Annotated in this window: 25 protein-coding genes and 1 tRNA gene; 19 read left to right on the forward strand and 7 right to left on the reverse strand. The window is 71.7% G+C overall.

Annotated features, from left to right (window positions below):
- The first annotated feature begins 43 nt into the window (after nt 1-43).
- The 4 genes from BFF78_RS06050 to BFF78_RS06065 all read left to right on the forward strand — a co-directional run bounded on the left by BFF78_RS06050 (nt 44) and on the right by BFF78_RS06065 (nt 4315).
- Nucleotides 44-835, forward strand: coding sequence for a GntR family transcriptional regulator (locus tag BFF78_RS06050; protein ID WP_069777320.1), 792 nt, complete (start codon nt 44-46; stop codon nt 833-835).
- A gap of 293 nt (nt 836-1128) precedes the next feature.
- Nucleotides 1129-2442: an ABC transporter substrate-binding protein gene (locus BFF78_RS06055; protein ID WP_069777321.1), complete on the forward strand. Its 1314-nt coding sequence runs from the start codon at nt 1129-1131 to the stop codon at nt 2440-2442.
- Between the two features lie 8 nt (nt 2443-2450).
- Nucleotides 2451-3431: a carbohydrate ABC transporter permease gene (locus BFF78_RS06060; RefSeq protein WP_069777322.1), complete on the forward strand. Its 981-nt coding sequence runs from the start codon at nt 2451-2453 to the stop codon at nt 3429-3431.
- On the forward strand, nt 3428-4315 hold the full coding sequence (locus BFF78_RS06065) for a carbohydrate ABC transporter permease (RefSeq protein ID WP_069777323.1): 888 nt from the start codon (nt 3428-3430) through the stop codon (nt 4313-4315). Before BFF78_RS06060 ends, BFF78_RS06065 begins: the two co-directional genes overlap by 4 nt.
- 128 nt (nt 4316-4443) lie before the next feature.
- Here BFF78_RS06065 and BFF78_RS06070 read toward each other — a convergent pair.
- A tRNA-Pro gene (locus BFF78_RS06070) sits at nt 4444-4517 on the reverse strand.
- Nucleotides 4518-4598: 81 nt separating this feature from the next.
- On the opposite strand from BFF78_RS06070, the gene BFF78_RS06075 reads away from it, so the two are divergent.
- Both BFF78_RS06075 and cobF read left to right on the forward strand, forming a co-directional pair.
- Nucleotides 4599-5105: a DUF309 domain-containing protein gene (locus BFF78_RS06075; protein ID WP_069777324.1), complete on the forward strand. Its 507-nt coding sequence runs from the start codon at nt 4599-4601 to the stop codon at nt 5103-5105.
- Nucleotides 5106-5211: 106 nt separating this feature from the next.
- Nucleotides 5212-5985, forward strand: a complete 774-nt coding sequence (cobF, locus tag BFF78_RS06080; protein ID WP_193433420.1) for a precorrin-6A synthase (deacetylating) — start codon at nt 5212-5214, stop codon at nt 5983-5985.
- Between the two features lie 67 nt (nt 5986-6052).
- Here cobF and BFF78_RS06085 read toward each other — a convergent pair whose 3' ends face one another.
- Entirely contained in the window at nt 6053-6799 is a 747-nt protein-coding gene (locus BFF78_RS06085) for a cobalt-precorrin-6A reductase (protein ID WP_069777326.1), read from the reverse strand.
- Nucleotides 6800-6868: 69 nt separating this feature from the next.
- Here BFF78_RS06085 and BFF78_RS06090 point away from each other — a divergent pair, with 69 nt between their 5' ends.
- Nucleotides 6869-7669: a TIGR01458 family HAD-type hydrolase gene (locus tag BFF78_RS06090; protein WP_193433638.1), complete on the forward strand. Its 801-nt coding sequence runs from the start codon at nt 6869-6871 to the stop codon at nt 7667-7669.
- Here BFF78_RS06090 and BFF78_RS06095 read toward each other — a convergent pair.
- From BFF78_RS06095 to BFF78_RS06105, 3 genes are all read right to left on the reverse strand, one after another.
- Entirely contained in the window at nt 7666-8439 is a 774-nt protein-coding gene (locus BFF78_RS06095) for a sulfite exporter TauE/SafE family protein (protein WP_069777328.1), read from the reverse strand. The two genes, BFF78_RS06090 and BFF78_RS06095, sit on opposite strands and share 4 nt — an antisense overlap.
- An 87-nt stretch (nt 8440-8526) precedes the next feature.
- Nucleotides 8527-10038 (reverse strand): long-chain-fatty-acid--CoA ligase, encoded by a 1512-nt coding sequence (locus BFF78_RS06100; RefSeq protein WP_069777329.1) that lies wholly within the window; start codon nt 10036-10038, stop codon nt 8527-8529.
- A 60-nt stretch (nt 10039-10098) separates the two neighbouring features.
- Entirely contained in the window at nt 10099-11286 is a 1188-nt protein-coding gene (locus BFF78_RS06105; protein WP_069777330.1) for a thiolase family protein, read from the reverse strand.
- 167 nt (nt 11287-11453) lie between these two features.
- On the opposite strand from BFF78_RS06105, the gene BFF78_RS06110 reads away from it, so the two are divergent.
- The 5 genes from BFF78_RS06110 (at nt 11454) to BFF78_RS06130 (ending at nt 14735) form a co-directional block, all read left to right on the forward strand.
- Nucleotides 11454-12263 (forward strand): alpha/beta hydrolase, encoded by an 810-nt coding sequence (locus BFF78_RS06110; protein WP_069777331.1) that lies wholly within the window; start codon nt 11454-11456, stop codon nt 12261-12263.
- Between the two features lie 92 nt (nt 12264-12355).
- A complete protein-coding gene (locus BFF78_RS06115; protein ID WP_069777332.1) occupies nt 12356-12841 on the forward strand; it encodes a Dps family protein in 486 nt (161 codons plus the stop codon).
- Between the two features lie 37 nt (nt 12842-12878).
- Nucleotides 12879-13211: a DUF3140 domain-containing protein gene (locus BFF78_RS06120; RefSeq protein ID WP_069777333.1), complete on the forward strand. Its 333-nt coding sequence runs from the start codon at nt 12879-12881 to the stop codon at nt 13209-13211.
- A 27-nt stretch (nt 13212-13238) separates the two neighbouring features.
- Nucleotides 13239-13886 carry an endonuclease gene (locus BFF78_RS06125; RefSeq protein WP_069777334.1) on the forward strand — a complete coding sequence of 216 codons (648 nt, stop codon included), beginning with the start codon at nt 13239-13241 and terminating at the stop codon, nt 13884-13886.
- Between the two features lie 48 nt (nt 13887-13934).
- A complete protein-coding gene (locus BFF78_RS06130) occupies nt 13935-14735 on the forward strand; it encodes an SAM-dependent methyltransferase (protein ID WP_069783411.1) in 801 nt (266 codons plus the stop codon).
- A gap of 442 nt (nt 14736-15177) precedes the next feature.
- Here the strand turns inward: BFF78_RS06130 and BFF78_RS06135 are convergent, their stop codons facing one another.
- Nucleotides 15178-16341 (reverse strand): sensor histidine kinase, encoded by a 1164-nt coding sequence (locus BFF78_RS06135; RefSeq protein WP_069783412.1) that lies wholly within the window; start codon nt 16339-16341, stop codon nt 15178-15180.
- A 158-nt stretch (nt 16342-16499) separates the two neighbouring features.
- Here BFF78_RS06135 and BFF78_RS06140 point away from each other — a divergent pair, with 158 nt between their 5' ends.
- Nucleotides 16500-16868 carry a DUF4333 domain-containing protein gene (locus BFF78_RS06140; RefSeq protein ID WP_069777335.1) on the forward strand — a complete coding sequence of 123 codons (369 nt, stop codon included), beginning with the start codon at nt 16500-16502 and terminating at the stop codon, nt 16866-16868.
- Between the two features lie 59 nt (nt 16869-16927).
- Nucleotides 16928-17614 carry a response regulator gene (locus BFF78_RS06145; RefSeq protein WP_099054825.1) on the forward strand — a complete coding sequence of 229 codons (687 nt, stop codon included), beginning with the start codon at nt 16928-16930 and terminating at the stop codon, nt 17612-17614.
- A 1-nt stretch (nt 17615) separates the two neighbouring features.
- On the opposite strand, the gene BFF78_RS06150 is transcribed toward BFF78_RS06145, so the two are convergent.
- Complete coding sequence (locus BFF78_RS06150; RefSeq protein ID WP_069777337.1) at nt 17616-18470, reverse strand: Cof-type HAD-IIB family hydrolase; 855 nt, start codon at nt 18468-18470, stop codon at nt 17616-17618.
- A gap of 164 nt (nt 18471-18634) precedes the next feature.
- Between BFF78_RS06150 and BFF78_RS06155 the strand changes: the two genes are divergently transcribed.
- The 5 genes from BFF78_RS06155 to BFF78_RS06175 all read left to right on the forward strand — a co-directional run bounded on the left by BFF78_RS06155 (nt 18635) and on the right by BFF78_RS06175 (nt 23600).
- A complete protein-coding gene (locus tag BFF78_RS06155; RefSeq protein ID WP_069777338.1) occupies nt 18635-19444 on the forward strand; it encodes an SAM-dependent methyltransferase in 810 nt (269 codons plus the stop codon).
- Nucleotides 19445-19496: 52 nt separating this feature from the next.
- On the forward strand, nt 19497-20900 hold the full coding sequence (locus BFF78_RS06160; protein WP_069777339.1) for a type I glutamate--ammonia ligase: 1404 nt from the start codon (nt 19497-19499) through the stop codon (nt 20898-20900).
- A 2-nt stretch (nt 20901-20902) separates the two neighbouring features.
- Nucleotides 20903-22078, forward strand: a complete 1176-nt coding sequence (locus BFF78_RS06165; protein ID WP_069777340.1) for an amidohydrolase family protein — start codon at nt 20903-20905, stop codon at nt 22076-22078.
- Nucleotides 22079-22094: 16 nt separating this feature from the next.
- Nucleotides 22095-22622 (forward strand): NUDIX hydrolase family protein, encoded by a 528-nt coding sequence (locus BFF78_RS06170; RefSeq protein WP_069777341.1) that lies wholly within the window; start codon nt 22095-22097, stop codon nt 22620-22622.
- A gap of 183 nt (nt 22623-22805) precedes the next feature.
- On the forward strand, nt 22806-23600 hold the full coding sequence (locus tag BFF78_RS06175) for a COG4705 family protein (RefSeq protein WP_069777342.1): 795 nt from the start codon (nt 22806-22808) through the stop codon (nt 23598-23600).
- The last annotated feature ends 296 nt before the right edge of the window (nt 23601-23896 follow it).

Here is a 23896-nt window from a genome sequence, read left to right on the forward strand (position 1 = left end):
AACCATTGACACCTTCGGCCTCCCGGACCTACACCTGAGAGACATGAGCCCAGTACACCGCACCGAGCAGCGCACGGCACCGGGTGATCGCGCGCTCGACCCGCTCAGCTTCACACTGGACCGCACGAGCCCGGTGCCGCTGTACTACCAGTTCGCCCAGCAGCTGGAGGCGGCCATCGAACGCGGCACCCTGGCCCCGGGCAACCTCCTGGGCAACGAGGTGGACCTGTCCGCACGGCTCGGCCTGTCCCGCCCCACCGTGCGCCAGGCGATCCAGTCCCTGGTCGACAAGGGCCTGTTGGTGCGCCGGCGCGGGGTGGGCACGCAGGTCGTGCACAGCAAGGTCAGACGGCCGCTGGAGCTCAGCAGCCTCTACGACGACCTGGAGTCGGCCGGGCAGGAGCCGACCACCCGGGTGCTGCGCAACGAACGGATCCCGGCACCCGCCGAGGTGGCCGCGGCCCTCGGGATCGCGGAGGGCGCCGAGGTCACCGTACTGGAGCGGCTGCGCTGCACCCACGGCCGGCCGGTTGCGTTCCTGTGCAACTACCTGTCGGCCTCCCTGCTCGAACTGCCCACGCAGCGGCTGGAGTCGACGAGTCTGTACCGCATGATGCGGTCCGCCGGGATCGTCCTGCACAGCGCCCGCCAGTCCATCGGCGCCCGCAGCGCGACGGCCGGGGAGGCGACCCTGCTGGAGGAGAAGGAGGGCGCCGCCCTGCTCACCATGGTGCGCACCGCGTACGACGTCACCGGCCGGCCGGTGGAGTACGGCAGCCATGTGTACCGGGCGTCGCTGTACGCCTTCGAGTTCCAGCTGCTGGTCAGGCCCTGAACCGCGCTGGTCAGGACCCGAAACGGAACCACTCGTGTTCACACAGCCCCCACGGCCGCCCGCGCCGTGGGGGCTGTTCGGCTCTGCGCGGCGGCGAACACGCAGGTAACGGTGACGATTACGTTTCGGGCAAGAGACCGCCCAGTGGAGGCCGCCCTATTGACTCATGAGCGGACATGGGGCTGTTATTACGCCCACGATGTTCGGTCGAGTTGGTTTCTGAGCGGTTTCGTAAACCTTTCGGTGATCGACTCATCCCCTTGACCGAGCCCTGGTATTCCTCAGGAGCCGCCATGCGCCTGTCCCCCTCCGGTCTTTCCCTCCCGGGTCCCAGCCGCCGTTCGGTCCTGCGCGGAGCGGGCGGTGCCGCCCTGCTCGCCGGGGCCGGCATCCCCCTGCTGTCCGCCTGTGGAAGCAGCGGTTCCTCCTCCGACCCGAAGACCGTCACGCTCGGCTCCAACGCCTCGGACGCCGTGCCGAAGAAGGCCTTCGCGGACGTCTACGCGGCCTTCCAGAAGCAGTCCGGGATCACCGTGAAGGTCAACACCAAGGACCACAACACCTTCCAGGAGCAGATCAACTCCTATCTGCAGGGCACGCCGGACGACGTGTTCAACTGGTTCGCCGGGTACCGCATGCAGTTCTTCGCGGCGAAGGGTCTGGCCTCGCCGGTCGACGACGTGTGGCAGAAGATCGGGGACAACTTCCCCGACGCGATGAAGAAGCTCAGCAAGGGCGAGGACGGCAAGTACTACTTCGTGCCGGTGACGACGTATCCCTGGGCGATCTTCTACCGCAAGAGCGTCTTCCAGCAGCACGGCTACAAGATTCCCGCCGCCTGGGACGAACTCGTCGCCCTGTGCAAGCAGATGAAGAAGGACGGCCTGGTCCCGATCGCCTTCGGTGACAAGGACGCCTGGCCGGCGATGGGCACCTTCGACCAGATCAACTTCCGCCTCAACGGCTACGACTTCCACGTCCAGCTGATGGCGGGCAAGGCCTCCTGGACCGACGCCAAGGTGAAGGCCGTCTTCGACCACTGGGCCGAGCTCCTGCCCTACCACCAGGACGGCTTCATGGGCCGTACCTGGGAGGACGCCGCGCAGTCGCTGGTGTCGAAGAAGGCCGGCATGTACCTCCTCGGCTCCTTCGTGGCCCAGCAGTTCACCAACAAGGCCGACCTGGACGACCTCGACTTCTTCCCCTTCCCGGAGATCAACTCCGCGTACGGCCAGGAGACGGTCGAGGCGCCCACCGACGGCTTCATGGTCAGCAAGGCCCCGAAGAACCACGCCGGTGTCCTCAAACTGCTGGAGTACCTGGGCAGTCCGGCCGCCGAGGAGCTGTACCTCAAGACCGACCCGAGCGTGGTCGCCGCATCGGACAAGGCCAGCACCTCCGCGTACTCGGCGCTGCAGAAGAAGGCGTTCGACATGATCGGCGGCGCCAAGAACCTCACCCAGTTCATGGACCGCGACTCCCGCCCCGACTTCACCTCCACGGTGATGCAGCCGGGCCTGCAGAAGTTCCTCCAGAACCCCAAGGGCGTGGACAGCCTGCTGTCGTCCATCGAGCGCCAAAAGAAGACGATCTTCGCGTCCCAGTGAGCGGCCCGATGACAACCGATACGACCACCAACACCCCGGAAGCGGCCGCCGTGCCGCCTCCGGGCGCCTCGCCTGCGCGCACGCGCGCCACGCACGGCCATCGCCGTCTGCTGACCCGCCGTGACCGGTTCACGCTCGCCCTGATGGCGGGCGTGCCGACGATCCTGCACGTGCTCCTGGTGTGGGTCACCGCCATCGCCTCGATCTTCCTCGCCTTCACCACCTGGGACGGCATCGGGTTCGACTCGATCAAGTGGGTGGGCCTGGACAACTTCAAGCAACTCTTCAACGACAACCCGCAGTTCTGGCCGGCCGTCCAGCACAACGTGATCTGGTTCGTCGTACTGATCCTGATCCCCACGCCGTTGGGCCTGTTCCTGGCCGTGCAGCTGGACAAGCGGATCCGCTTCAGCCGGGTCTACCAGACCGTGTTCTTCCTGCCGGTCGTCATCTCGATGGCCTGCATCGGATTCGTCTGGCAGCTGGTCTACAACCCCGACACCGGCCTGATCAACAGCATCATCGGGGCCAACAAGCCGGGCCACTACATCGACTGGATCGGCGACCCGCACCTCAACCTGTGGGCCGTCCTCATCGCCGCGTCCTGGCGGCACACCGGCTACATGATGATCCTGTACCTGGCCGGTCTGAAGAGCGTCGACCCCTCGCTCCGGGAGGCCTCCGCGCTGGACGGCGCCAACGAGTGGCAGACGTTCAAGAGCGTCATCTTCCCCACCCTGCGCCCGACCAACACGGTCGTGCTGGTCGTCACCATCATCGAGGCGCTGCGCGCCTTCGACCTGGTGTTCGTCTTCAACAAGGGTGCTCAGGGCACCGAGTTGCTGTCGATCCTGGTCACCAACAACATCATCGGCGAGTCCAGCCGCATCGGTTACGGCTCCGCCATCGCCGTCGTCCTGCTGGTGATCTCCCTCGCGGTGATCATCCCGTATCTGATCGCCACCTTCCGGAAGGAGCGGCGCGCATGAGCAGCACCACTGTGCCGCTGAAACGGCGCGCCCCCATCCGCCCGGCCCGCGTCCTGCTGCACGTCTTCCTCGCCGGTACCGCGCTGGCGTGGCTGGCACCGCTGCTGTGGGCGATCTTCTCGGCGCTGCGGCCGTACAGCGAGACCAGCGCCAAGGGTTACGTCTCCTGGCCGGACAAGCTGACGTTCGAGAACTTCACGAACGCCTTCAAGCAGTCGGACATGCTGCACTACTTCGGCAACACACTGGTCATCGCGGTGCCGGCCGTGCTGCTGACGCTGTTCCTGTCCTCCTGCGTGGCGTTCTACGTCGCCCGGTTCGACTTCCGTCTGAACCTCGCCCTCCTGCTGGTGTTCACGGCCGGCAACCTGCTGCCGCAGCAGGTCATCATCACCCCGCTGTACCGGCTGTACCTGCTGACGAACCTGCCGGGCATCACACAGAGCGGCAAGCTGTACGACTCCGCGCTCGGCCTGGTGCTCATCCATGTGGCGTTCCAGTCCGGGTTCTGCGCGTTCGTGCTGAGCAACTACATGCGCTCGCTGCCGCACGAGCTGACGGAGGCCGCGCTGGTCGACGGTGCCTCGGTGTGGCGGCTGTACTGGCAGATCACGCTGCCGCTGTGCAAGCCGGCGATGGCGGCCCTGGCGACCCTGCTGTCGATCTGGATCTACAACGATTTCTTCTGGGCCCTGGTCCTGATCTCGACCGGTGAGAACATGCCGATCACCTCGGCCCTGAACAACCTCTCCGGCCAGTACTTCACCGACCCCAACCTGGTCGCCGCGGGCTCCCTGCTGACCGCGATCCCGACCCTGGTCGTCTACTTCGCACTCCAGCGCCAGTTCGTCAGCGGCCTGACCCTGGGCTCCAACAAGGGCTGAGACGCCCGTACGTGAACGGTCGGCGGGGCGCTTCGGCAAGCGGCGCGCCGGACGTCGATGGTCCCCGGGAACACCAAGAGGCCGTATCGGTGTGCCCCGATACGGCCTCTGACCTGCTACTTCGCAAGTCGGGACGACAGGATTTGAACCTGCGACCCCTTGACCCCCAGTCAAGTGCGCTACCAAGCTGCGCCACGTCCCGATGCGCCCACCCGCGGTGACCCGCGTGATCGCGCGAACAGCACTTTACCCCACGTCCGGCGGGCGGGGGACAATCGGCGGTATGACGAACGCGGGCGCATCGGATGCCAGGGACCGGGACACGGACGGGCGGGCCCGCAGCGCGCGGCCCCGGGACGGGCTCGGACGGCCGTTGCCCTACGGCGCGGAGGGCGTCCCCCGGCAGCCGGAGGGTGTCGTACGGGTTCCGCGGGAGACCGTCGCCGAGGCGCAGGCGCTGCTGGACACGGGGAAGCCGTTCCACGCGCACGAGGTGTTCGAGGACGCCTGGAAGTCGGGGCCGGCGGAGGAGCGCATGCTGTGGCGGGGGCTGGCCCAGTTGGCGGTGGGGCTCACCCATGCGGCCCGCGGCAACGCCGTCGGCGGGGCCCGGCTGCTGCGGCGGGGCGCGGGCGCGCTCGCGGAATGGGAGAGGGAGCGGGGCGAGGACCGTCCGTACGGCATCGATCTCGCCGGGCTCGCCCGGTGGGCGCGGGAGCTGGCCGGGCGGGTGGAGAGCGGGCGGGGACCGGTGGACGCGCGGGAAGAGGCGCCGCGACTGGGGCAGTGACGGGCGACCGGGATGCCTCTGTTCCTCCTCACCGGCGCGCGGGGGTCGTGGCGCCGCGTGTGGACGCGGTGCGGGCGCTGTCGGTGGGATGGGGCAGACTCGGGGCGTGCGAAAGATTCATGTCATCGGTATCGGCGCGGGCGACCCCGAGCAGCTGACCCTGCAGGCCGTCAGGGCGCTGCGGAGCACGGACGTGTTCTTCCTGCTCGACAAGGGCGAGGTGAAGAGCGATCTCACCCAGCTCCGCCGGGACATACTGGACGCGCATCTGCCCGAGGGGTCGTACCGGGTGGTTCAGGCCCGTGACCCGGAGCGGGACCGCAAGGCGGGCGGATCGGCGTACTCGCCGGCCGTGGAGGACTGGCGCAGCGCCCGCGCCGGGATCTACGAGCGGCTGATCGCCGAGGAGCTCGGCGAGGACGGCACCGGCGCCTTCCTGGTGTGGGGCGATCCGGCGTTGTACGACAGCACGCTCGGGGTTCTTCAGGAGGTGCTGGAGCGCGGCGCGGTCGCGTTCGAGTACGACGTGATACCCGGCATCAGCAGTGTCTCCGCCCTGGTCGCCCGGCATCGTACGGGCCTGAACCGGGTGGCCCGGCCGGTGCAGATCACCACCGGGCGGCGGCTGGCCGAGGGGTTCCCCGAGGGCGTGGACGACGTGGTCGTGATGCTGGACGCGCACCAGTCCTTCCGGCGGTACGCCGAACAGGACATCGACATCTACTGGGGCGCGTACATCGGCACTCCGGACGAGCTCCTGATCTCCGGCCCGATCGCCGAGGCCGGTCCGCGCATCGAGCGGGTGCGGGCGGAGGCACGCGAGCGCAAGGGCTGGATCATGGACACGTATCTGTTGCGCAGAAACCCAGGGGATCAGTAGCCGCGCCGGGCACCGGGTGCCGGACACAAGGTGCTGCGTACCGTCGACCGGCTCCGGAAGTCGGTCCTCACGCCGGGCCGACGCCGAGCCACTCCAGTACACCCGCCACGTCGGGCACCGCTGTGACGCCCCGCGGCAGCGGAGGGCGGCGTACGACGACGACGGGCAGGCCGAGTTCCCGCGCCGCCGTCAGCTTCGCGGCCGTGGCCTGCCCGCCGCTGTCCTTGGTCACCAGCACCTCGATGCGGTGGGTGCGCAGCAGCTCCGTCTCGTCGGCGACGGTGAACGGGCCGCGCGCGAGGACCAGTTCCATGCGCGGCGGCAGGGGCGGCTCGGGCGGTTCCACCGAGCGGACCACGAAGTGCAGGTCCGTCAGATGGGCGAACGTGCCGAGGCCCAGGCGTCCGGTGCTCAGGAAGATCCGGCGGCCGAGACCGGGCAGCGCCTCGGCGGCCCCGGCCAGGGACGGGACGTCGTACCAGCGGTCCCCTGGGCCCGGCCGCCAGCCGGGGCGGCGCAGCACCACCGTCGGCACTCCGGTGGCCGCCGCCGCGCGGGCCGCGTTGGCCGTGATCGTCTCGGCGAAGGGATGGGTGGCGTCGACCAGGGCGTCCACATGGTGCGCGCGCAGCCAGTCGGCCAGGCCCTCCGCACCACCGAAGCCGCCGACCCGTACCTCGCCCGCCGGCGCTCCCGGTCGCGTGACGCGGCCGGCCAGGGACGTGGTCACCCGGACGCCGGTCCGGGTGGCGAGGCCGGCGGCGAGGCGGCGGGCCTCGGTGGTGCCGCCGAGGATCAGGACGTGCGCGGGCATAGGGGTGAGCGTACGAGGTCGTACGGGACGGTTCACCATGCGGGTCGCTACCGTCGAGCCATGCAATCCGTGCAGTCCGTACGTGCCGTGCTGATCGACATCGACGGTGTGCTCACCGTCTCCTGGAAGCCGCTGCCGGGCGCGGTGGAGGCGTTGCGGAGGATCCGCGCGGCCGGGCTCGGTGTGGCACTGGTGACGAACACGACGTCCCGGACCCGGGCGTCGATCGCCGAGACGCTGAGCGGCGCCGGCTTCGACGTGCGCGCCGAGGACGTGCTCACCGCGCCCTCCGTCACCGCCGCCCACCTCGCCGAGCATTTCCCGGGCGCCCGCTGTGCGCTGCTCAACAGCGGGGACATCGCGGAGGACCTCGGCGATGTCACGCTCATCGACTGCGCTGACGGCGATCCCGAGGTGGTCGTGTTCGGCGGTGCCGGGCCGGAGTTCGACTACGCGTCGCTCAACCGGGCGTTCGGGTTCGTGAAGCGGGGTGCGCGGCTGGTCGCCATGCACCGGAACCTGTACTGGCGGACCGATGCCGGGCTGCAGCTGGACTCCGGTGCCTTTCTGGTCGGGCTGGAGCAGGCGGCCCGGGTCGAGGCGGAGGTGACGGGCAAGCCGTCCCGGGCGTTCTTCGAGGCGGCGCTGGCCCGGCTGGGGGTGGACGCCGGGCAGGCGCTGATGGTGGGCGACGACGTGGAGTCGGACGTGCTCGCGGCGCAACGGGCGGGCCTCACCGGGGTGCTGGTGCGGACCGGGAAATTCCAGCAGGAGACGCTGGAGGGCGCGAGCGGCACCCCCGACCACGTCCTGGACTCCTTCGCGGACCTCCCGGCGCTGCTGGAGCTCGGCCAGGACTCCGGGAGCTAGCGCACCAGCAGTTGCACACCGCCCACGATGGTCGCCGCGATCACGAGTTGTTCGAAGAGTCGCTGGTTGATCCTGTTCACAGCCCATTTGCCGAACAACGCACCGGGCACGACGAACACCGCGAGCGCGGCGTCGAGGAGCAGCGAACGGCCGTCGATCAGACCCAGACCCGCACTGAACGGCACCTTCGAGACGTTCACGATGAGGAAGAAGAACGCCGAGGTGCCGAGGAAGCCGAGCTTCCGGAAGCCCGCCGACAGCAGGTACATCGACATCACCGGGCCGCCCGCGTTGGCGACCATCGTGGTGAACCCGCCGAGCACGCCGTACGAGCGGGCCTTGGCGCGGCCGGCACGCGAGGTGACCTGGTCCGGTGCCTCCCCGGCGTCCGCGGTACGCCGCCGCCACATCGTCACCCCGGCCATCAGCAGCAGGATCGCGCCGATCGAGGTCCGTACGATCCCGTCGTCGGCCCACATCAGGAACAGCGTGCCCACCACGACACCCGCCGCGACGGCCGGGAACAGCCGCCACAGGGTGGGCCAGTGGGCGTGCCGCCGGTAGGTGAGGACGGCGAGCACGTCACCGGCGATCAGGACGGGCAGCAGGATGCCGGTGGAGGCGCGGGCGGGCAGAACGGCCGCGAAGATCGCGAGGCTGACCGTGTTGGCCCCGCTCACCGCGGTCTTGGAGAAGCCGACGAGCAGGGCCGCGGAGGCGAGCGCCGCGAACCCCCAGCCGGATATGTGCCAGAGCGTCATCGTGTTCATGCGGGGACCGATGTTATGTCCGGACAAGCCACCGGCGTAAGGACTGTCTCGCCAGGTGACCCCTGCCGCCCGCTATGACCGGCCTGTCTACCCCTGGACGTAGGTGGCCCGGAGTTCCCGCTTCAGCACCTTCATGCTGGGACCCAGCGGCATCGCGTCCGTGAACTCCACGCGCCGCGGGTACTTGTGGCGGCCAAGGTGTTCCCTGGACCACTCGGTGATCGCGGCGGCGTCGGGTGCGGTGCCCGGTGCCGGTACGACGACGGCGCAGACCTCCTCGCCGTGCAGCTCGTCGGGCAGGCCGATGACCGCGACCTGGGCGATGGCGGGGTGGCGCATCAGGACCTCCTCGACCTCCCTCGGGTACACGTTGTAGCCGCCGCGGATGATGACGTCCTTCTTGCGGTCGACGATCCTGAGGAAGCCCTTCTCGTCTTTGGTGCCGAGGTCGCCGGTGCGGAACCAGCCGTCGACCAGCGCCTCGGCGGTGGCCTCGGGCCTACCGAGGTACCCGGAGAAGACGTTGTGGCCGCGGATGACGACCTCGCCCAGCTCGCCGGGCGGCAGCAGCTCGATGCGGCCCTCCGGCTCGGCGCGGGCGATCTCGACGTCGACGCCCCACAGCGGGTGCCCGATGGTGCCGGCCTTCGTGCCGAACAGCGGCTGGTTGACGGTGGCCGTCGGCGAGGTCTCCGACAGCCCGTACCCCTCGTAGACCGTCGCGCCGAAGGCCTCCTCGAACCGCTCCAGTACGGCGACCGGCAGCGAGGCCCCGCCGGAGACGCACACCCGCAGCTCGGGCAGCCGGTCCGCCTGCGCCGCTGCCGCCGCGAGGGCGACGTACATGGTCGGCACCCCGTGGAAGGTGTTCACCCCCTCCCGGACCATCAGCTCGATGGCGCGGGCCGCGTCGAAGCGGGGCAGCAGCACGAGTGTGGCGCCCGCCCGCCAGGTGGAGTTGAGCGACACCGTCTGGCCGAAGGCGTGGAAGAGGGGCAGTGCGCCGAGGGCGATGTCGTCGCAGCGGATGTCGTTGGCGTCGAAGGCGTTGACCGTCGCGTTCATCACGATGTTGAAGTGGCTGAGGACCGCGCCCTTCGGGACGCCGGTGGTCCCGCTCGTGTAGAAGATCACCGCCGGGTCGTCGGCGGCGCGGGTGACGTACGACGGCAGCGGCTCGGCGTCGGCCGCGAGCTTGCCGAACTCCTCGCCCAGGGTGACGACTCGGACCCCCAGGGCGTCGGCGGCGGCCCGTCCGGTCTCCGCCTGGGCCGGGTGGACCAGCAGCAGGTTCGCCCCGCTGTCCCTGAGCACGTGCTCGACCTCGCCGGCCGACAGCAGCAGGTGCACGGGGACGACGGCACCGCCCGCCGCCGCGATCGCGTAGTAGGCGACCGGGAACTCGGCGGTGTTGGGGGCCATCAGCGCGACCCGGTCGCCAGGCCGTACACCGAGACCGGTGAGCGCACCCGCCTGGGCCAGTGCCCCGCGCCACACCTCGGCGAAGGTGAGCCGCAGGTCCCCCTCCACCAGGGCGGTCTTGTCGGGACGGCGCCTGGCGTTCTCGGCGAGGATGGCGGCGACGGACAGGGTTGCCATGGAGTACTGCTCCGTTTCCTTGCTTCGGCTCGGCTGATCAGGTCCCCCCCGGGAAGGGCGCTAGTGCCTCTCGACCAGCACCGCGCTGCCCTGCCCCACGCCCACGCACATGGTCGCAAGACCCCGCTCCGCGCCCGTGCGCCGCATCCGGTGCAGCAGGGTCGTCAGGATGCGGGCGCCGGAACAGCCGAGGGGATGGCCGAGGGCGATGGCGCCGCCGGTCGGGTTGACCAGGTCCGGGTCGATGCCCAACTGGTCGACGCAGGCCAGGGCCTGGGCGGCGAACGCCTCGTTGAACTCGGCCTCCTGGACGTCACCGATGTCCCAGCCGGCCCGGGCGAGCGCCTTGCGGGTGGCGGGGACCGGGCCGATGCCCATCACGTCCGGGTGGACCCCGGCGGAGGCACCCGCGACATAGCGGCCGAGGGACTCCAGGCCCAGCTCGTTCAGCGCCTCCTCGCTGACCAGCAGCAGCCCGGCCGCGCCGTCGTTCATCGGCGAGGCGTTGCCGGCGGTGACGGTGCCGCCCTGGCGGAAGACCGGCTTCAGCCGCGACAGCTTCTCCAGCGAGGTGTCCTCGCGCACGCACTCGTCCTGCTCGACCACGATGCCGTCCGGGCGCTCCACGGGCAGGAGTTCGTCGTCGAAGTGGCCGTTCTTCCGTGCGGCGGCGGCCAGTTGGTGGCTGCGCAGCGCGAACGCGTCCTGGCGGGCACGGGAGATGCCGTACCGCTCGGCGACCTCCTCGGCGGTCTCGCCCATGGAGAGCAGGCCGTGCAGCTCCTTCATCGCCGGGTTGACCAGGCGCCAGCCGAGCCGGGTGTCGTAGGTCTCGATGCGCTGCGGCAGCGCCTCGTCGGGGCGTGGCAGCACGAAGGGGGCGCGGCTCATGGACTCGGAGCCGCCCGCGATCACGATCTCGGCCTCGCCGGCGGCGACGGTGCGGGCGGCGGCGGTGACCGCTTCGAGACCGGAGGCGCACAGCCGGTTGACGGTGGCACCGGGTACGGACTCGGGCAGCCCGGCGAGCAGGGCGGCCATACGGGCGACGTTGCGGTTGTCCTCGCCCGCCTGGTTGGCCGCGCCCCAGTAGACGTCGTCGATCCGGGCCGGGTCGAGCCCGGGCACCTCGGCCACCAGCCGGCGGATCACGGTCGCCGCCATGTCGTCGGGCCGGACGGCGGACAGGGCTCCGCGCAGTTTGCCGATGGGGGTGCGGCGGGCGGCCGCGAAGTGGACGGGACGCACGGCTTCGACTCCTGACCTACGACCGGTCGACGACACTGTCGATCGGCGGACCACACGGGGACACATGACAGCACCACTTAATTAGCACTGCTAGTTTTAGACTATAGACCTCGGACCGGCCCGCTGGGAAGATCCCCCGGAGCCTGACCGACTCACCCGGAGGAGACATGCCCCACGTGCGTGAGCACATCCTCGACGGCACCCGAGGCTCCATCGCCGTACACGAATGGCCGCACCCGGCACCGAGATATCTGGCCCTGGTGGTGCACGGATACGCCGAGCACGCGGGCCGGTACGACGAGCTCGCCACCGTCCTCACCGGGCACGGGGCGGCCGTGTACGCGCCCGATCACATCGGGCACGGCAGGTCGGCGGGGGAACGGGTGCTGATCGAGGACTTCGAGGACGTGGTCACCGATGTGCACGGCGTGGCGGACCTCGCCCGGGCCGCGCACTCCGGCCTGCCGCTCGTCCTCGTCGGCCACTCCATGGGCGGACTGATCTCCGCCCGCTACGCCCAGCGGTACGGCGGCGAACTGAGCGCTCTGATCCTGTCCGGGCCGGTGATCGGCGCCTGGGAGCTGCCGGGGCGGCTGCTGGCCCTCCCGGAGATCCCGGACACCCCGGTCAGCCCGGCCGCGCTCTCCCGGGACCCGGCCGTCGGTGCCGCCTACGCCGCCGATCCGCTGGTGTGGCACGGGCCCATGAAGCGGCCGACCGTGGAGGCGTTCGCACGGACCCTCCAGACCGTCGCCCGGAGCGGTGACGTGGGCGCGCTGCCGCTGCTGTGGCTGCACGGCGACGACGACCGCCTGGTGCCGCTGCCCGGCAGCCGGACCGGCGTGGAGCGGCTGGCCGGCGGCCGGCTCACCGAACGGATCTTCGCCGGGGCGCGGCACGAGGTGTTCCACGAGACCGGCAGGAAGGAGGCCTTCGCGGAGGTGCTCCGCTTCCTGGATCTGGTGCTGCCGCGCTGATCAGGCGCGTTTGCACCCCCGCAGCATGGATACCCGCGCCCCGGAACCGAAGGCAACACAACGGACGACGGAAGGAAAGGAGCGAGGGGCTCATGACCGTGGTGAAGAGCACTCTCCCCGAGCAGGCACTCCGTGTCACCGGCAGCGCGCTGCAGGACACGCTGGTCGACCTGCTCGGGCTGTCGCTCATCGGCAAGCAGGCGCACTGGAACATCGTGGGACCGCGGTTCCGCTCGATCCACTTCCAGCTGGACGAGGTGGTCGCGACGGCACGGAACTTCTCCGACACCGTCGCCGAACGCGCCGCCGCGCTGGGCGTCCCGCCGGACGGCCGGCCGGAGACCATCGCCGCGACCTTCGCGCTGCCCGGCGCCAAGGACGGCTGGCTGCGCGACACCGAGGTCGTCGATCTGATGGTCTCGGCGCTGCGGGAGGCCATCGGGCGGCTGCGCGAACGGATCGCCGCCACCGAGAAGCCCGATCCGGTCACCCAGGACCTGATGATGTCCATCACCGCCGAGCTGGAGAAGCAGCACTGGATGTTCCAGGCCGAGAACTGGCCGCGCGACGACACATGACCGGGGCCGGTGACACCGTAGGCGAAAGGGGAAACCCATGGCCGACTCCCTCGAACTCGACGCGTTGTGGGAGGACTTCCACCGCGTGGTCAACATGACCTCGGCGGAGCTGGCGGACTGGCTGAGGGTGCGGGACGCCGGCGAGGTGACCGAGCCGCTGCCCGATCAGGCGGGTCCACCGACCGGTCAGCATGTCCTCGCGATCCTCCAGAAGCGCCGCATGGACCTCACCGACGACGACCTGCGTGTGATGCGGGAGGTCGTGGACACCGTCGGTGACCTGGTGGACATGGAGGAGGAGCCCGAGGCCGAGGACACCCGCAGCCGGCACCGGCTGATGTCGCTGGGCCACGATCCGCTCAAGCCCTAGCCCGACCCCAGCCCCGGAGCCGTAGCCATGAACCGCGACGAACGTGTCGTACGAGAACTGCTCTCGGAGTACGGGCGGACCTACGCCGAGGAGGCGGGCATCAGGCTGAAGGACACCCCGCAGCCGCTGTACCGGCTGCTCGTGCTGGCCCTGCTGCTCAGCGCCCGGATCCGCGCCTCGGTCGCGGTGGCCGCCGCGCAGGCGCTGCACGAGGACCACCTCGACAGCCCGCGCCGGATGGCCGACGCCGACTGGCAGCAGCGGGTGGACGCGCTCGGCCGCGGTGGCTACCGGCGCTACGACGAGCGCACCGCCACCCAACTCGGCGACGGCGCGGAGCTGTTGCTGGACCGCTGGGGCGGCGATCTGCGCCGGCTGCACGAGGAGGCGCACGGCGACACCGGCGAACTCAAGCGGCTGCTCCAGGAGGAGCCGGGGGTCGGCCCGGCCGGCGCCGACATCTTCCTGCGCGAAGCCCAGCGCGTGTGGCCGGAAGTCGCGCCCTATCTGGACGGCAAAGCGCTCTCCGGGGCGCAGCGGCTCGGCCTGCCGAAGGACCCCGGCAAGCTCGCCGAACTCGCCGGGAAGTCCGAACCGGCGGTGCTGGCCGCCGCGTTGGTGCGCGCCGCGCTCGACAAGGAGGTGGCCGAAGACTGTCTGCGCCGCGCGGCATGATCGTGTCAGACTGCTGCTCGCATTCGGCGGGGAGTGAAGGAGCAGCACGTGACGGGGACGGAACCGGCCGCACAGTACATCGACACCACACGGCCGCATCCGGCCAGGGTGTACGACTGGTTCCTGGGCGGCAAGGACAACTACCCCGTCGACGAGCGACTGGGCCGGCAGATCGCGGCCGTGGACGGGGGTGGCGCGCCGCGGGCCGCACGCGCCAACCGGGCGTTCATGCACCGGGTCACGCGGGCGCTCGCCGAGGACGGCGTCCGCCAGTTCCTGGACGTCGGCACCGGCATACCGACCGAGCCGAACCTGCACCAGATCGCCCAGTCGGTGGCGCCCGACGCACGGGTGGTCTACGTCGACAACGACCCCATCGTGCTGGCCCACGCGGGCGCGCTGCTGCGCGGCACGCCCGAGGGCGTGACGGAGTACGCGCAGGCCGACGCCCGCGAACCGCACGCCATCCTCGAACAGGCCGCCCACGTCCTGGACTTCCCCCGTCCGGTGGCCCTGTCCCTGATCGCGCTGCTGCACTTCGTCGCCGACGAGGACGGCGCCCACGAGCTGGTGTCGGCCCTTGTCGACGCGCTGGCGCCGGGCAGTTGTCTGGTGCTGTCGATGATGACGGCCGACTTCGAACCGGAGAACGTCGAGAAGGGCATCGCCGCGTACGCGGCCGGCGGGGTGACCCTGGTCGCGCGCTCCCGCGCCGAGGTGGCCGCCTTCTTCAGGGGACTGGAGCTGCTGGAGCCGGGCGTCGTACCGGTCGACGCCTGGCGCCCCGCCGAGGCGCCGGACGGCGCGGGCCCGGTCTCCCTGTACGGCGCGGTGGGCCGCAAACGCTGAGGCGCACCCGGGGTCACCTCTCGCCGAGCGGGAACACACCGGCGGTGCGCCACACCGCGAAGACGGCCGCCCGCCACGGCCGCCGTCACTGACCCCCCGCCCCGGCGGACCCCGGCGCGGATCTCGACGGCGTCGGCCGCAAGCCCTGACACCAGCCCGCCCGCACCTCCCAACCGTGCGCCGCATCGCGAAGGCGGCTGCCACCCGGCCGCCGTCCCAGACCGTAACCTCCAACCCGCGCCCAGGCGGACCACGACGGCTCGGCCGCACAACCTGACACCAGCCCGCCCTCACTCCGCCCCGAGCGGGAACACCGCCCGCACCCCACACCGCGAAAGCGCCTGCCACCCCAGCCGCCATCCCAGACCGTAACCTCCAACCCGCGCCCAGCCCCATGCGGGCCTCGGCGGCGCCGGCCGCACACACAGACACCAGTCCGCACTCACCCCTCCCCCAGCGGGAACACCGCGCGCACCTCCCAGCCGGGCCCCGTGCGTCGTCCCGCATGCAGGGTGCCGCCCAGGGCGGTGACCCGTTCGGCCAGGCCGACCAGGCCGAAGCCGCCGCCGTGCGCCGCGTCGGGGAGGCGGCTGCCGCCGCGGCCGTCGTCGCTGACCGTCACCTCGAGGCCGCCCCGGGCCCGGCGCAGCCCGACGCGGATCTCGGCGGCGTCGGCCGCGTGCCGTCGTACGTTGGTCAGCGCCTCCTGCACCACGCGGAAGGCCGCCGCCTGTACCTCGTGCGGGACCTCGGCGTCGGAGAGGGCCGGGGCGCGGTCGAGGACGACCTTCTGTCCGGGGGCCGGGAAGCGGTCGGCCAGTTCGGCGACGGCCGCGAGATCGCCGACCGGGCGGTGGCCGCCGCTCTCGGCGCCGGTGTCGCGCAGCACACCGACCGTGCGGCGCATCGACGCCAGCGCCTCGGTCGCCGCCCGCTCGATGCCGGCGAGAACGGGGTCCAGCTCAGCGGGCCGGTCGGCCGCCATCATGCGGGCCACCTGGGTCTGCACCAGGATCCCGGTGACATGGTGGGCGACGAAGTCGTGCAGGTCGGCGGCGATGGCCAGGCGCTCGGTGCGGCGGGTCTCGCCGACGGCGACGGCGCGCCGGTAGTCCAGCGAGCGCAGATAGCCCGCGAGGCCCGCCACGACACCGACCAGGAGCAGCCCGACCGCGATGAAACCGAACGTGTCGTCCGGCACGGACCGGCCCGTCCGCAACGGCGTCGCGAGCAGTGCCACCGCGTCGAGCAGTGCGCAGCCGGCCGCCCGGTGCGGCGGGCAGTGCCGTACGGCGACGAACAGCAGGCACAGCAGGGCGACGACCTCGCCCGGCCCGAACGGGGCGGTCCGGCCGGTCAGCAGGGTGCCGGCCGTGTAGAGGCCGGACAGCACGGCGGGTACGGCGGTACGGATCTCCGGGCCGAGCCAGGCGGGCCGCCGGGCGGCCGGCCACAGCACCGCGGCGAATGCGGCGAGCAGCACGATCGTCACCGGCCACACGCTGCGGCCCGCGCCGCCGGTGGAGAGGACGTCGAGGACACCGGCCACGAGCAGCACGCCGACGGCGAAGCCCCGCAGGCAGCCCTGGGGGGAGACGGACTTCATGCCGATCACGGTAGACGCGGCCGGGCCCGGCGGGATCGGCCGAACGGCCGAGGCGCACGGCCCGCATCATGGCCGTACGGCCGAGGCGCGGGCCCGCGGGCATGGGCGAGGGTGAGGGGAGACCACAGGTCATCCCCTCGCCCTTTCAGGAGAACGCGATGTGGAGCAGGTTCGTCATCGGGATCATCGGCAGTGCCGTCGCCGTCACCGTGCTCGGGGCCGTCGGCACCCATGTGATCGCCGACCCCGAGTCCACCTCGCGCCTGGACGTGGACAGCACGGTGAACGTCGGCGGGCAGAAGGCGCTCGCCGCGGACGTCGTCGAGAGCCGCACCGAGCACAGGTACCACCCGCTGCCGTGGGTCGGCACCAAGCTCTCCGGCGTCACCTGCCCGACCGGTCTGAAGGCCGTCGCCGGGGCGAGCATCACCTGTACGGGCAGGAAGCCCGACGGCTCGGCCGTCCGCATCCCCGTCCGGGTACGCCGGGCCACGGACTCGACCGTGACCTGGATCTTCGACCGCTGACAGGCACGGGCCGCCGGGACCGGCCGGCCCCGCCGCACCCCTGAGGCATGATGCCGTCCATGAGCACCCCCACCCCCAGCGCCCCGCCCATCCGGGTCCTGATCGCCGACGACCAGATGATGGTCCGCACCGGCTTCCGGTTCTTCCTGGACGCGCAGCCCGACATCACCGTGGCCGGTGAGGCCGCCGACGGCGAGGAGGCGGTGGCGCTGGCCCGCCGGCTGCGGCCGGACGTGTGCCTGCTGGACATCCGGATGCCGAAGCTGGACGGCCTGGCCGCGACCCGGCTGCTGGCCGGGCCGGAGGTGACCGACCCGCTGCGGGTGGTGGTGGTCACCACCTTCGACCTGGACGAGTACGTGTACGGGGCGCTGCGCGGCGGTGCCTGCGGCTTTCTGCTGAAGGACTCCGGGCCGACGCTGCTGGCGGAGGCGGTCCGTGCCGCCGCGGCCGGTGACTCGCTGGTCTCCCCGTCGGTCACCGTACGGCTGCTCAGGCACCTGACGGAGCCCGAGCGCACGGCCCGGCCCGCCCCGGTGACGGAGCCGCTGACCGACCGGGAACTGGACGTCGTCCGGCTGGTCGCGGTCGGCCGGACCAACGCCGAGATCGCAGCCGGGCTGTACGTCTCCCTGTCCACGGTGAAGACGCACCTGTCCAGCGTGCAGCTGAAGCTGGCGGCGCGGAACCGGGTCGAGATCGCGGCCTGGGCGTGGCGGCACGGATACGTCCGCCCGGGCAGCTGAGTTACAGGCCGAGGACGCGGGAGACGGTCCGCAGCACGCCGTTGTCTTTGTTGGACGGGGCGAGGTGGCGGGCCCGGCGTACGACCTCCGGGTGGGCGTTCGCCATGGCGAAGGACCAGTCGGCGGCGTCGAGCATCTCCAGGTCGTTGAGGTAGTCGCCGAAGACCATGGTCTGCGCGGGTGTGATGCCGAGCGCCCGCTGGAGGCCGCGCAGCGCGGTGCCCTTGTTGGCGGTGCGGTTCATCACGTCCACCCAGTGCTCGCCGGAGACGACGACCTGGTGGGTACCGGCGAACGCGTCGAGGGCGGGGGCGGTGGAGTGCTCGGCGGCTCCGAAATCGAACAGCGCGACCTTGATCACGTCGTCGTCGACGGCGGTGAGATCCTCGACGATCCGGTGCTCGACGTAGTACTTGCGCACCTCCGTGAGGAACGCCTCGTCGGTCCGCTCGACGTAGGCGGCCCGCTTGCCGCACACCACGGCACCGACGTCCACGCCGCCGGCGACCAGCCGCCGTACCGTCCGCGCGATGTCCGCGGGCACGGACGGCTCGAGGGTGTCGGAGCTCAGCTCCACGCCGTCGCGGACCACGTACGTGCCGTTCTCCGCGATGAACACCATGCCCTCGGCGACCTCGGCGAACTGCCGTGCCAGGGTGGCGTACTGGCGGCCGCTCGCCGGACTGAACAGCACGCCCCGCCGACGCAGTTCGGTGAGCATGGGCCACAGCCCGTCGGGGATCCGCTGGGCGTCGTCCAGCAGCGTGCCGTCCATGTCGGTGACGATCAGCCGGATGTCGGCGGGGCCCGCGGGCAGGCCGGGGACGTCGAGGAGGGGCGCGGGCGTGGCGGGCATGTCCTGCTTCCGGTCGGGGACGGCGTACCGGTCCAGTGTTCCTCATGCGCCTGAACGTCCCGGAACGGCCCCGAACCGCCCGCGGTGTGCGTTTCCCGGGACAGCGCGATCAACGGGCGGCACAATGACGGCGGAGGACCGACAACCGGCAGAAGGGCGGCGACGTGACCGAGGGCGACTCCCCGGCGGCCGGACCGGCGAAGCTGGACACCTCCGTGGCGCACAACGCCCGGGTGTGGAACTACTGGATCGGCGGCAAGGACAACTACGAGGTCGACCAGCGGGTCGGTGAGCAGGTCGCCGGGATGTTCCCGGTGATCCGCGCGGTGGCCCGCGCGGACCGCGAGTTCCTGGCCCGTGCGGTGCGGTTCGTGACCGCCGAGCGCGGGATGCGGCAGTTCCTGGACATCGGCACCGGCCTGCCGACGGTGGACAACACCCACGAGATCGCCCAGCGGATCGCCCCCGAGTCACGGATCGTGTACGTCGACAACGACCCGATCGTGCTCGTGCACGCCCGCTCGCTGCTCACCAGCTCCCCCGAGGGCGTCACCGACTACATCGACGCCGATGTGCGCGACCCGGACGCCATCGTGCAGCGCGCCGCCGAGACCCTGGACCTGGGCCGGCCGGTCGCGCTGATGATGCTGGGCATCCTGAACTTCGTCCTGGACACCGGCGAGGCCGGGGACATCGTGCGGCGGCTCATGGCGGTGCTCCCCTCGGGCAGTCACCTCGTCCTCACCCACCCGACGTACGACGCCGACGTGGGCGGCGAGGGCAACCGGGCCGCGATGGAGTTCTGGAACGCCCACGCCACCCCGCCGATCACCGCCCGCAGCCGCGAGGAGATCGCCGGCTTCCTCGACGGGCTGGAGCCGGTCGAGCCGGGTCTGGTGCCCTGCTCGCAGTGGCGCGCCGGGCCGGCGTCCGCCGCCGTGCCGCAGTACGGCGCCGTGGCCGTGAAACCCTGACGCCGGGCCGGGCGGACCCACGCCGAGGAGGACGTATGGCCGAGGAGGACGTATGACCACCCTTGCCGACCCCGTGCCCGGCGGGCGCCCGGAGGATCTGCGCCGGGTCGCCGGACTCATGGCGCGCCTCCTCGCCGAGGACGTGCGCGGGATCGTGCTGGCCTATGTGGACACCGCGGGCGTCTGCCGGGTGAAGACCATCCCGACGGCGCGGCTGGAGGCGGCCGTGTCCTGGGGCGTCGGGATGTCCCCGGTGTTCGACACCTTCCTCTCCGACGACTCGATCGTCACCACCGACGTCCTCGGCTCCCCCGACGGTGACCTGCGGCTCTATCCCGACCTGGACCAGCTGGTGGCGCTGGCCGGGCAGCCGGGCTGGGCGTGGGCGCCGGTGGACCGGATCACGCAGGAGGGCGCCCGGCACCCCGGCTGTGCCAGAACCTTTCTGCGCCGGATCGTCGCCGACGCCGCCGAGCGGCACGGCGTCACCTTCAAGGCGGCGATCGAGATCGAGTGGGCGGTCGGCCTCGGCTCGGCGCCGCCCGGGGAGTTCGTGCCGGCGGTGTCCGGGCCGGCGTACGGCGCGATCCGGCAGGTCGAGCTGAGCGACTGCACCGCCGATCTGCTGGGCGCGCTGGCCGCCCAGGACGTGTACGTCGACCAGGTGCATCCCGAGTACGCCGCCGGGCAGTTCGAGGTCTCGGTGCGCGCGCTGGACCCGGTGGCGGCGGCCGACCAGAGCGTGCTGGTACGGCAGACGATCCGGGCGGTGGCGCAGCGGCACGGCCTCAGGGTCTCGTTCTCGCCCGCGGTCCTCGCCGAGGGCGTCGGCAACGGCGGCCATCTGCACCTGTCCTGCTGGCGCGACGGTGCCAATCTGCACGCGGGCGGTGAGCGCCGGTACGGCATGACGCCCGAGGCGGAGTCCTTCACGGCCGGGATCCTGGCCCACCTCCCGGCGCTGACGGCCGTCACCGCGCCGTCCCCGGCCAGCTATCTGCGGCTCAAACCCTCCCAGTGGGCCGGGGTGTTCACCGCCTGGGGCCACGAGACCCGCGAGACCGCGCTGCGGCTGATCACCGGCACGGCGGGCCGCCACGAGCAGGACGCCAACCTGGAGGTGAAACCGGTCGACCTGGCCGCCAACCCCTATCTGGCCCTCGGCTGTGTCATCGCCGCCGGCCTCGACGGGCTCGCCTCGGCCCGCACCCTCCCGGAGGAGGCCACCGGCGACCCGGTCCGGTACGGCGGCCACGAGGCGGCGGCCCTCGGCGTACGGCGGCTGCCGCAATCGCTGCCGCAGGCCGTCGGGGAGTTCCGCACGGACCAGGTGCTGCGGGCCGCGCTGGGCCCCGTCCTCGCGGACGCGGTGACCGCCGTACGGCTGGGCGAGGCGGCAGCCGTCGAGGGCCTGGACGACGCGCGGGTGGCGGCGGCCTACCGCTGGGTGTACTGACCGTGGCCGCGCCGGGACCGGTCCACGAGGCCCTCGCCGAACTGGAGTTGGTGGACCACCACTGCCACGGCGCGGTGACGGCCGACCTCGCGCCCGGGGAGTTCGCCTCGCTCCTCACCGAGGGCGATGCCTGGCCCGGCATCTCGCCGTTCGACACGCCCGTGGGCCTGGCCGTACGCCGGCACTGCGCGCCCGTGCTGGACCTCCCCCGGCACGCGCCGCCCGCCGACTACCTGGACCGCCGCAGGGAGCTGGGCTGGCGGGAGGTCAACCGCCGCTTTCTGACCGCCGCCGGAGCCGAGGTGTTCCTCGTGGACACCGGCTACGCCCCGCACCCGCTCACCTCGCCCGCCGAGCTGGCGCGGTCCGCCGGCGCCGCCGCATGCGAGGTCGTACGCCTGGAGCAGGTGGCGGAGGCGGTGGCCGGGCAGGGCGTCGAGCCGGGCGAGTACGCGGCCGCGTTCCGGGCGGCCGCCGAGGAGGCCGTGCGCCGGCCGGGCGTGGTGGCGGTGAAGTCGGTGGCCGCCTACCGCACCGGATTCGCCCTGGACCCGGCCCGCCCGGCGGAGGCCGAGGTGACCGGGGCCGCCCGGCACTGGCTCGCGGGCGGCGGCCGGCTCACCGACCCGGTCCTGATACGGCACCTGCTGTGGACCGCCGTGGACCTCGGCCTGCCGCTCCAGCTGCACACCGGCTTCGGCGACGCCGACCTGCGGCTGCACCACGCCGACCCGGCCCTGCTGACCGACTGGCTGCGGCTGGCCGCCGGCACGGTCCCGGTCCTGCTGCTGCACTGCTGGCCGTACCACCGCCAGGCCGCCTATCTGGCCGCGGTGTTCGAGCAGGTGTACCTGGACGTCGGCCTCGCCCTGCACCACACGGGCCCGGCCCGCTGCCGGGCGGTGCTGGAGGAGGCGCTGGAGATCACCCCGTTCCGGAAACTGCTGTACTCCTCCGACGCCTATGGAGTGGCCGAATTCCACCACCTCGGCGCGCTGTGCTTCCGGCAGGGGCTCGCCGATCTGCTCCAGGCCCGCGTCGACGCCGACGAGCTGAGCCTGCCCGACGCCCTGCGGATCGCGGCCTGGACCGGCCGCGACAACGCCCGACGCCTCTACGGCCCCCTCGTATCCGCCCCCGCCCGCGATCCCAGCGGACTCCCCACCCGGAAAGTATGATCAAGCAATGTCTGACATGACCGAGACGACGCCCGGCTGGCTGAGCAGTGACGAGCTGGAAATGGCCAGGGCCCGGATGCCGATCCTGTACGTCGAGGCCGTGCCCGTGCGTGTGGACGACAGCGGCGAAGTCACCAGCATCGGTGTGCTGCTGCGGATCGGCCCGGACGGGACGGTCAGCCGGACCCTGGTCTCCGGCCGCGTCCTGCACCACGAGCGGGTCCGCGACGCCCTGCTGCGCCACCTGGAGAAGGACCTCGGCCCGGTCGCGCTCCCCCGCATCCCCACCTCGCTCCAGCCGTTCACCGTCGCCGAGTACTTCCCGACGGCCGGTATCACGCCGTACCACGACCCACGCCAGCACGCGGTGTCCCTCGCCTACATCGTCCCGGTCACCGGCGACTGCCGGCCCCGCCAGGACGCGCTGGACCTCGTCTGGTTCAGCCCGCAGGAGGCCGCCTCCCCGGCCGTGCAGAGCGAGATGCCGGGCGGGCACGGGGTGCTGCTGAAGCAGGCGCTCGCGCACGTGGGTCTGACGTACTGAGGCCGGTGGCCGCCTGACCCGTCTGTCTATCAGGCCGGTCAGGCCGCCGACCAGGCATTTCGCCGACGCGTTCAGGTTGCGTTCAGGCTCACGGCGCCCCGTGGCAACAGCTGCACCAGAAGCCCCAAAACAATGGCAAAGAGGGCTGGGGAAAAGGCAGTTGGGCGTGCGAGGGTGCGGGCCATGAGCACAGAGCACGTCCTCGATCACCGGCCCAGCGGGCACGCACGCGCGCGCATACGCGAGAGCGCGAACAAGGTGCCGGAGGTCACCGTCTACTTCTGGATCATCAAGGTCCTCACCACCGGCATGGGCGAGACCGCCTCCGACTTCCTGGGCCATACGCTGGGCCCGATCCCGGCGGTCGGCATCGGCGGTCTCGCGTTCGCGGCGTCGCTCGTGCTCCAGTTCGCCGTCCGCCGGTACGTCGCCTGGATCTACTGGACGGCGATCGTCATGGTCAGCGTGTTCGGCACGATGGCCGCGGATGCGCTCCACGTCGTCCTCGGCGTCCCGTACACCCTGTCCACCCCGCTGTTCATGATCGCCCTGGCCGCCGTCTTCGCCCTCTGGTACGCCTCCGAGCGCACCCTGTCGATCCACTCCATCCATACCCGGCGCCGCGAGTTCTTCTACTGGGCGGCCGTCCTCGCCACGTTCGCGCTGGGCACCGCCGCGGGCGACCTCACCGCGACGATCGGCCTCGGCTACCTGGGCTCGGGCGTCCTGTTCGCCGCGGCGATCTGCGTTCCAGCCGTCGCCCACCGCGGTGGCCTGCTGGGCGCGGTGACCGCGTTCTGGACGGCGTACGTCATCACCCGCCCGCTCGGCGCCTCCCTCGCCGACTGGATGGCCCTGCCGGGCAGGCGGGGCGGCCTGGACTGGGGCCTGGGTCCGGTGACCCTGTCCTGGACGGTGGCGATCGTCGGCTTCGTGGCGTTCATGGCGATGTCACGGCGGGACGTCCAGACCGCCTGAAGCCGCCCCAGGCACGGAAAGGGCCTCGCCGGTCACCGCCGGCGGGGCCCTTCGCCATGCCGTCCCCGCGGCCGCCGCACCACCCGCTCAGGGCCGATGCCACCATCGAAGACGCGGACCGTGGTGGGTGAGGGCATCGTCCCCGCAGCCGCTCCGGTGGCCCGGGTGGCGTACCGCCGCGGAGTGGTGGACGTTTGTGCTGACGGGTCGTGCCACGCTCTCGTCTCGCTTGCACCGGGGTGTCTCAGGAGGCCGGAATGGCGGGAGAGAAGGCAGGGAGACGGCGGAGCCAGCCG

Origin of the sequence: Streptomyces fodineus, assembly GCF_001735805.1 — a bacterium.
GTDB classification, from domain to species: Bacteria; Actinomycetota; Actinomycetes; order Streptomycetales; family Streptomycetaceae; genus Streptomyces; species Streptomyces fodineus.

Excerpts from the sequence above, each read along its gene's own strand:
- BFF78_RS06125 (WP_069777334.1), top strand. The coding sequence starts at position 13,239 with ATGAACCGCGACGAACGTGTCGTACGAGAACTGCTCTCGGAGTACGGG.
- BFF78_RS06150 (WP_069777337.1), bottom strand. The coding sequence starts at position 18,470 with ATGCCCGCCACGCCCGCGCCCCTCCTCGACGTCCCCGGCCTGCCCGCG.
- BFF78_RS06050 (WP_069777320.1), top strand. The coding sequence starts at position 44 with ATGAGCCCAGTACACCGCACCGAGCAGCGCACGGCACCGGGTGATCGC.
- BFF78_RS06120 (WP_069777333.1), top strand. The coding sequence starts at position 12,879 with ATGGCCGACTCCCTCGAACTCGACGCGTTGTGGGAGGACTTCCACCGC.
- BFF78_RS06175 (WP_069777342.1), top strand. The coding sequence starts at position 22,806 with ATGAGCACAGAGCACGTCCTCGATCACCGGCCCAGCGGGCACGCACGC.
- BFF78_RS06065 (WP_069777323.1), top strand. The coding sequence starts at position 3,428 with ATGAGCAGCACCACTGTGCCGCTGAAACGGCGCGCCCCCATCCGCCCG.
- BFF78_RS06140 (WP_069777335.1), top strand. The coding sequence starts at position 16,500 with ATGTGGAGCAGGTTCGTCATCGGGATCATCGGCAGTGCCGTCGCCGTC.
- BFF78_RS06110 (WP_069777331.1), top strand. The coding sequence starts at position 11,454 with ATGCCCCACGTGCGTGAGCACATCCTCGACGGCACCCGAGGCTCCATC.
- BFF78_RS06135 (WP_069783412.1), bottom strand. The coding sequence starts at position 16,341 with ATGAAGTCCGTCTCCCCCCAGGGCTGCCTGCGGGGCTTCGCCGTCGGC.
- BFF78_RS06100 (WP_069777329.1), bottom strand. The coding sequence starts at position 10,038 with ATGGCAACCCTGTCCGTCGCCGCCATCCTCGCCGAGAACGCCAGGCGC.
- BFF78_RS06170 (WP_069777341.1), top strand. The coding sequence starts at position 22,095 with ATGACCGAGACGACGCCCGGCTGGCTGAGCAGTGACGAGCTGGAAATG.
- BFF78_RS06095 (WP_069777328.1), bottom strand. The coding sequence starts at position 8,439 with ATGAACACGATGACGCTCTGGCACATATCCGGCTGGGGGTTCGCGGCG.
- BFF78_RS06075 (WP_069777324.1), top strand. The coding sequence starts at position 4,599 with ATGACGAACGCGGGCGCATCGGATGCCAGGGACCGGGACACGGACGGG.
- BFF78_RS06060 (WP_069777322.1), top strand. The coding sequence starts at position 2,451 with ATGACAACCGATACGACCACCAACACCCCGGAAGCGGCCGCCGTGCCG.
- BFF78_RS06160 (WP_069777339.1), top strand. The coding sequence starts at position 19,497 with ATGACCACCCTTGCCGACCCCGTGCCCGGCGGGCGCCCGGAGGATCTG.
- BFF78_RS06055 (WP_069777321.1), top strand. The coding sequence starts at position 1,129 with ATGCGCCTGTCCCCCTCCGGTCTTTCCCTCCCGGGTCCCAGCCGCCGT.
- BFF78_RS06085 (WP_069777326.1), bottom strand. The coding sequence starts at position 6,799 with ATGCCCGCGCACGTCCTGATCCTCGGCGGCACCACCGAGGCCCGCCGC.
- BFF78_RS06115 (WP_069777332.1), top strand. The coding sequence starts at position 12,356 with ATGACCGTGGTGAAGAGCACTCTCCCCGAGCAGGCACTCCGTGTCACC.
- BFF78_RS06145 (WP_099054825.1), top strand. The coding sequence starts at position 16,928 with ATGAGCACCCCCACCCCCAGCGCCCCGCCCATCCGGGTCCTGATCGCC.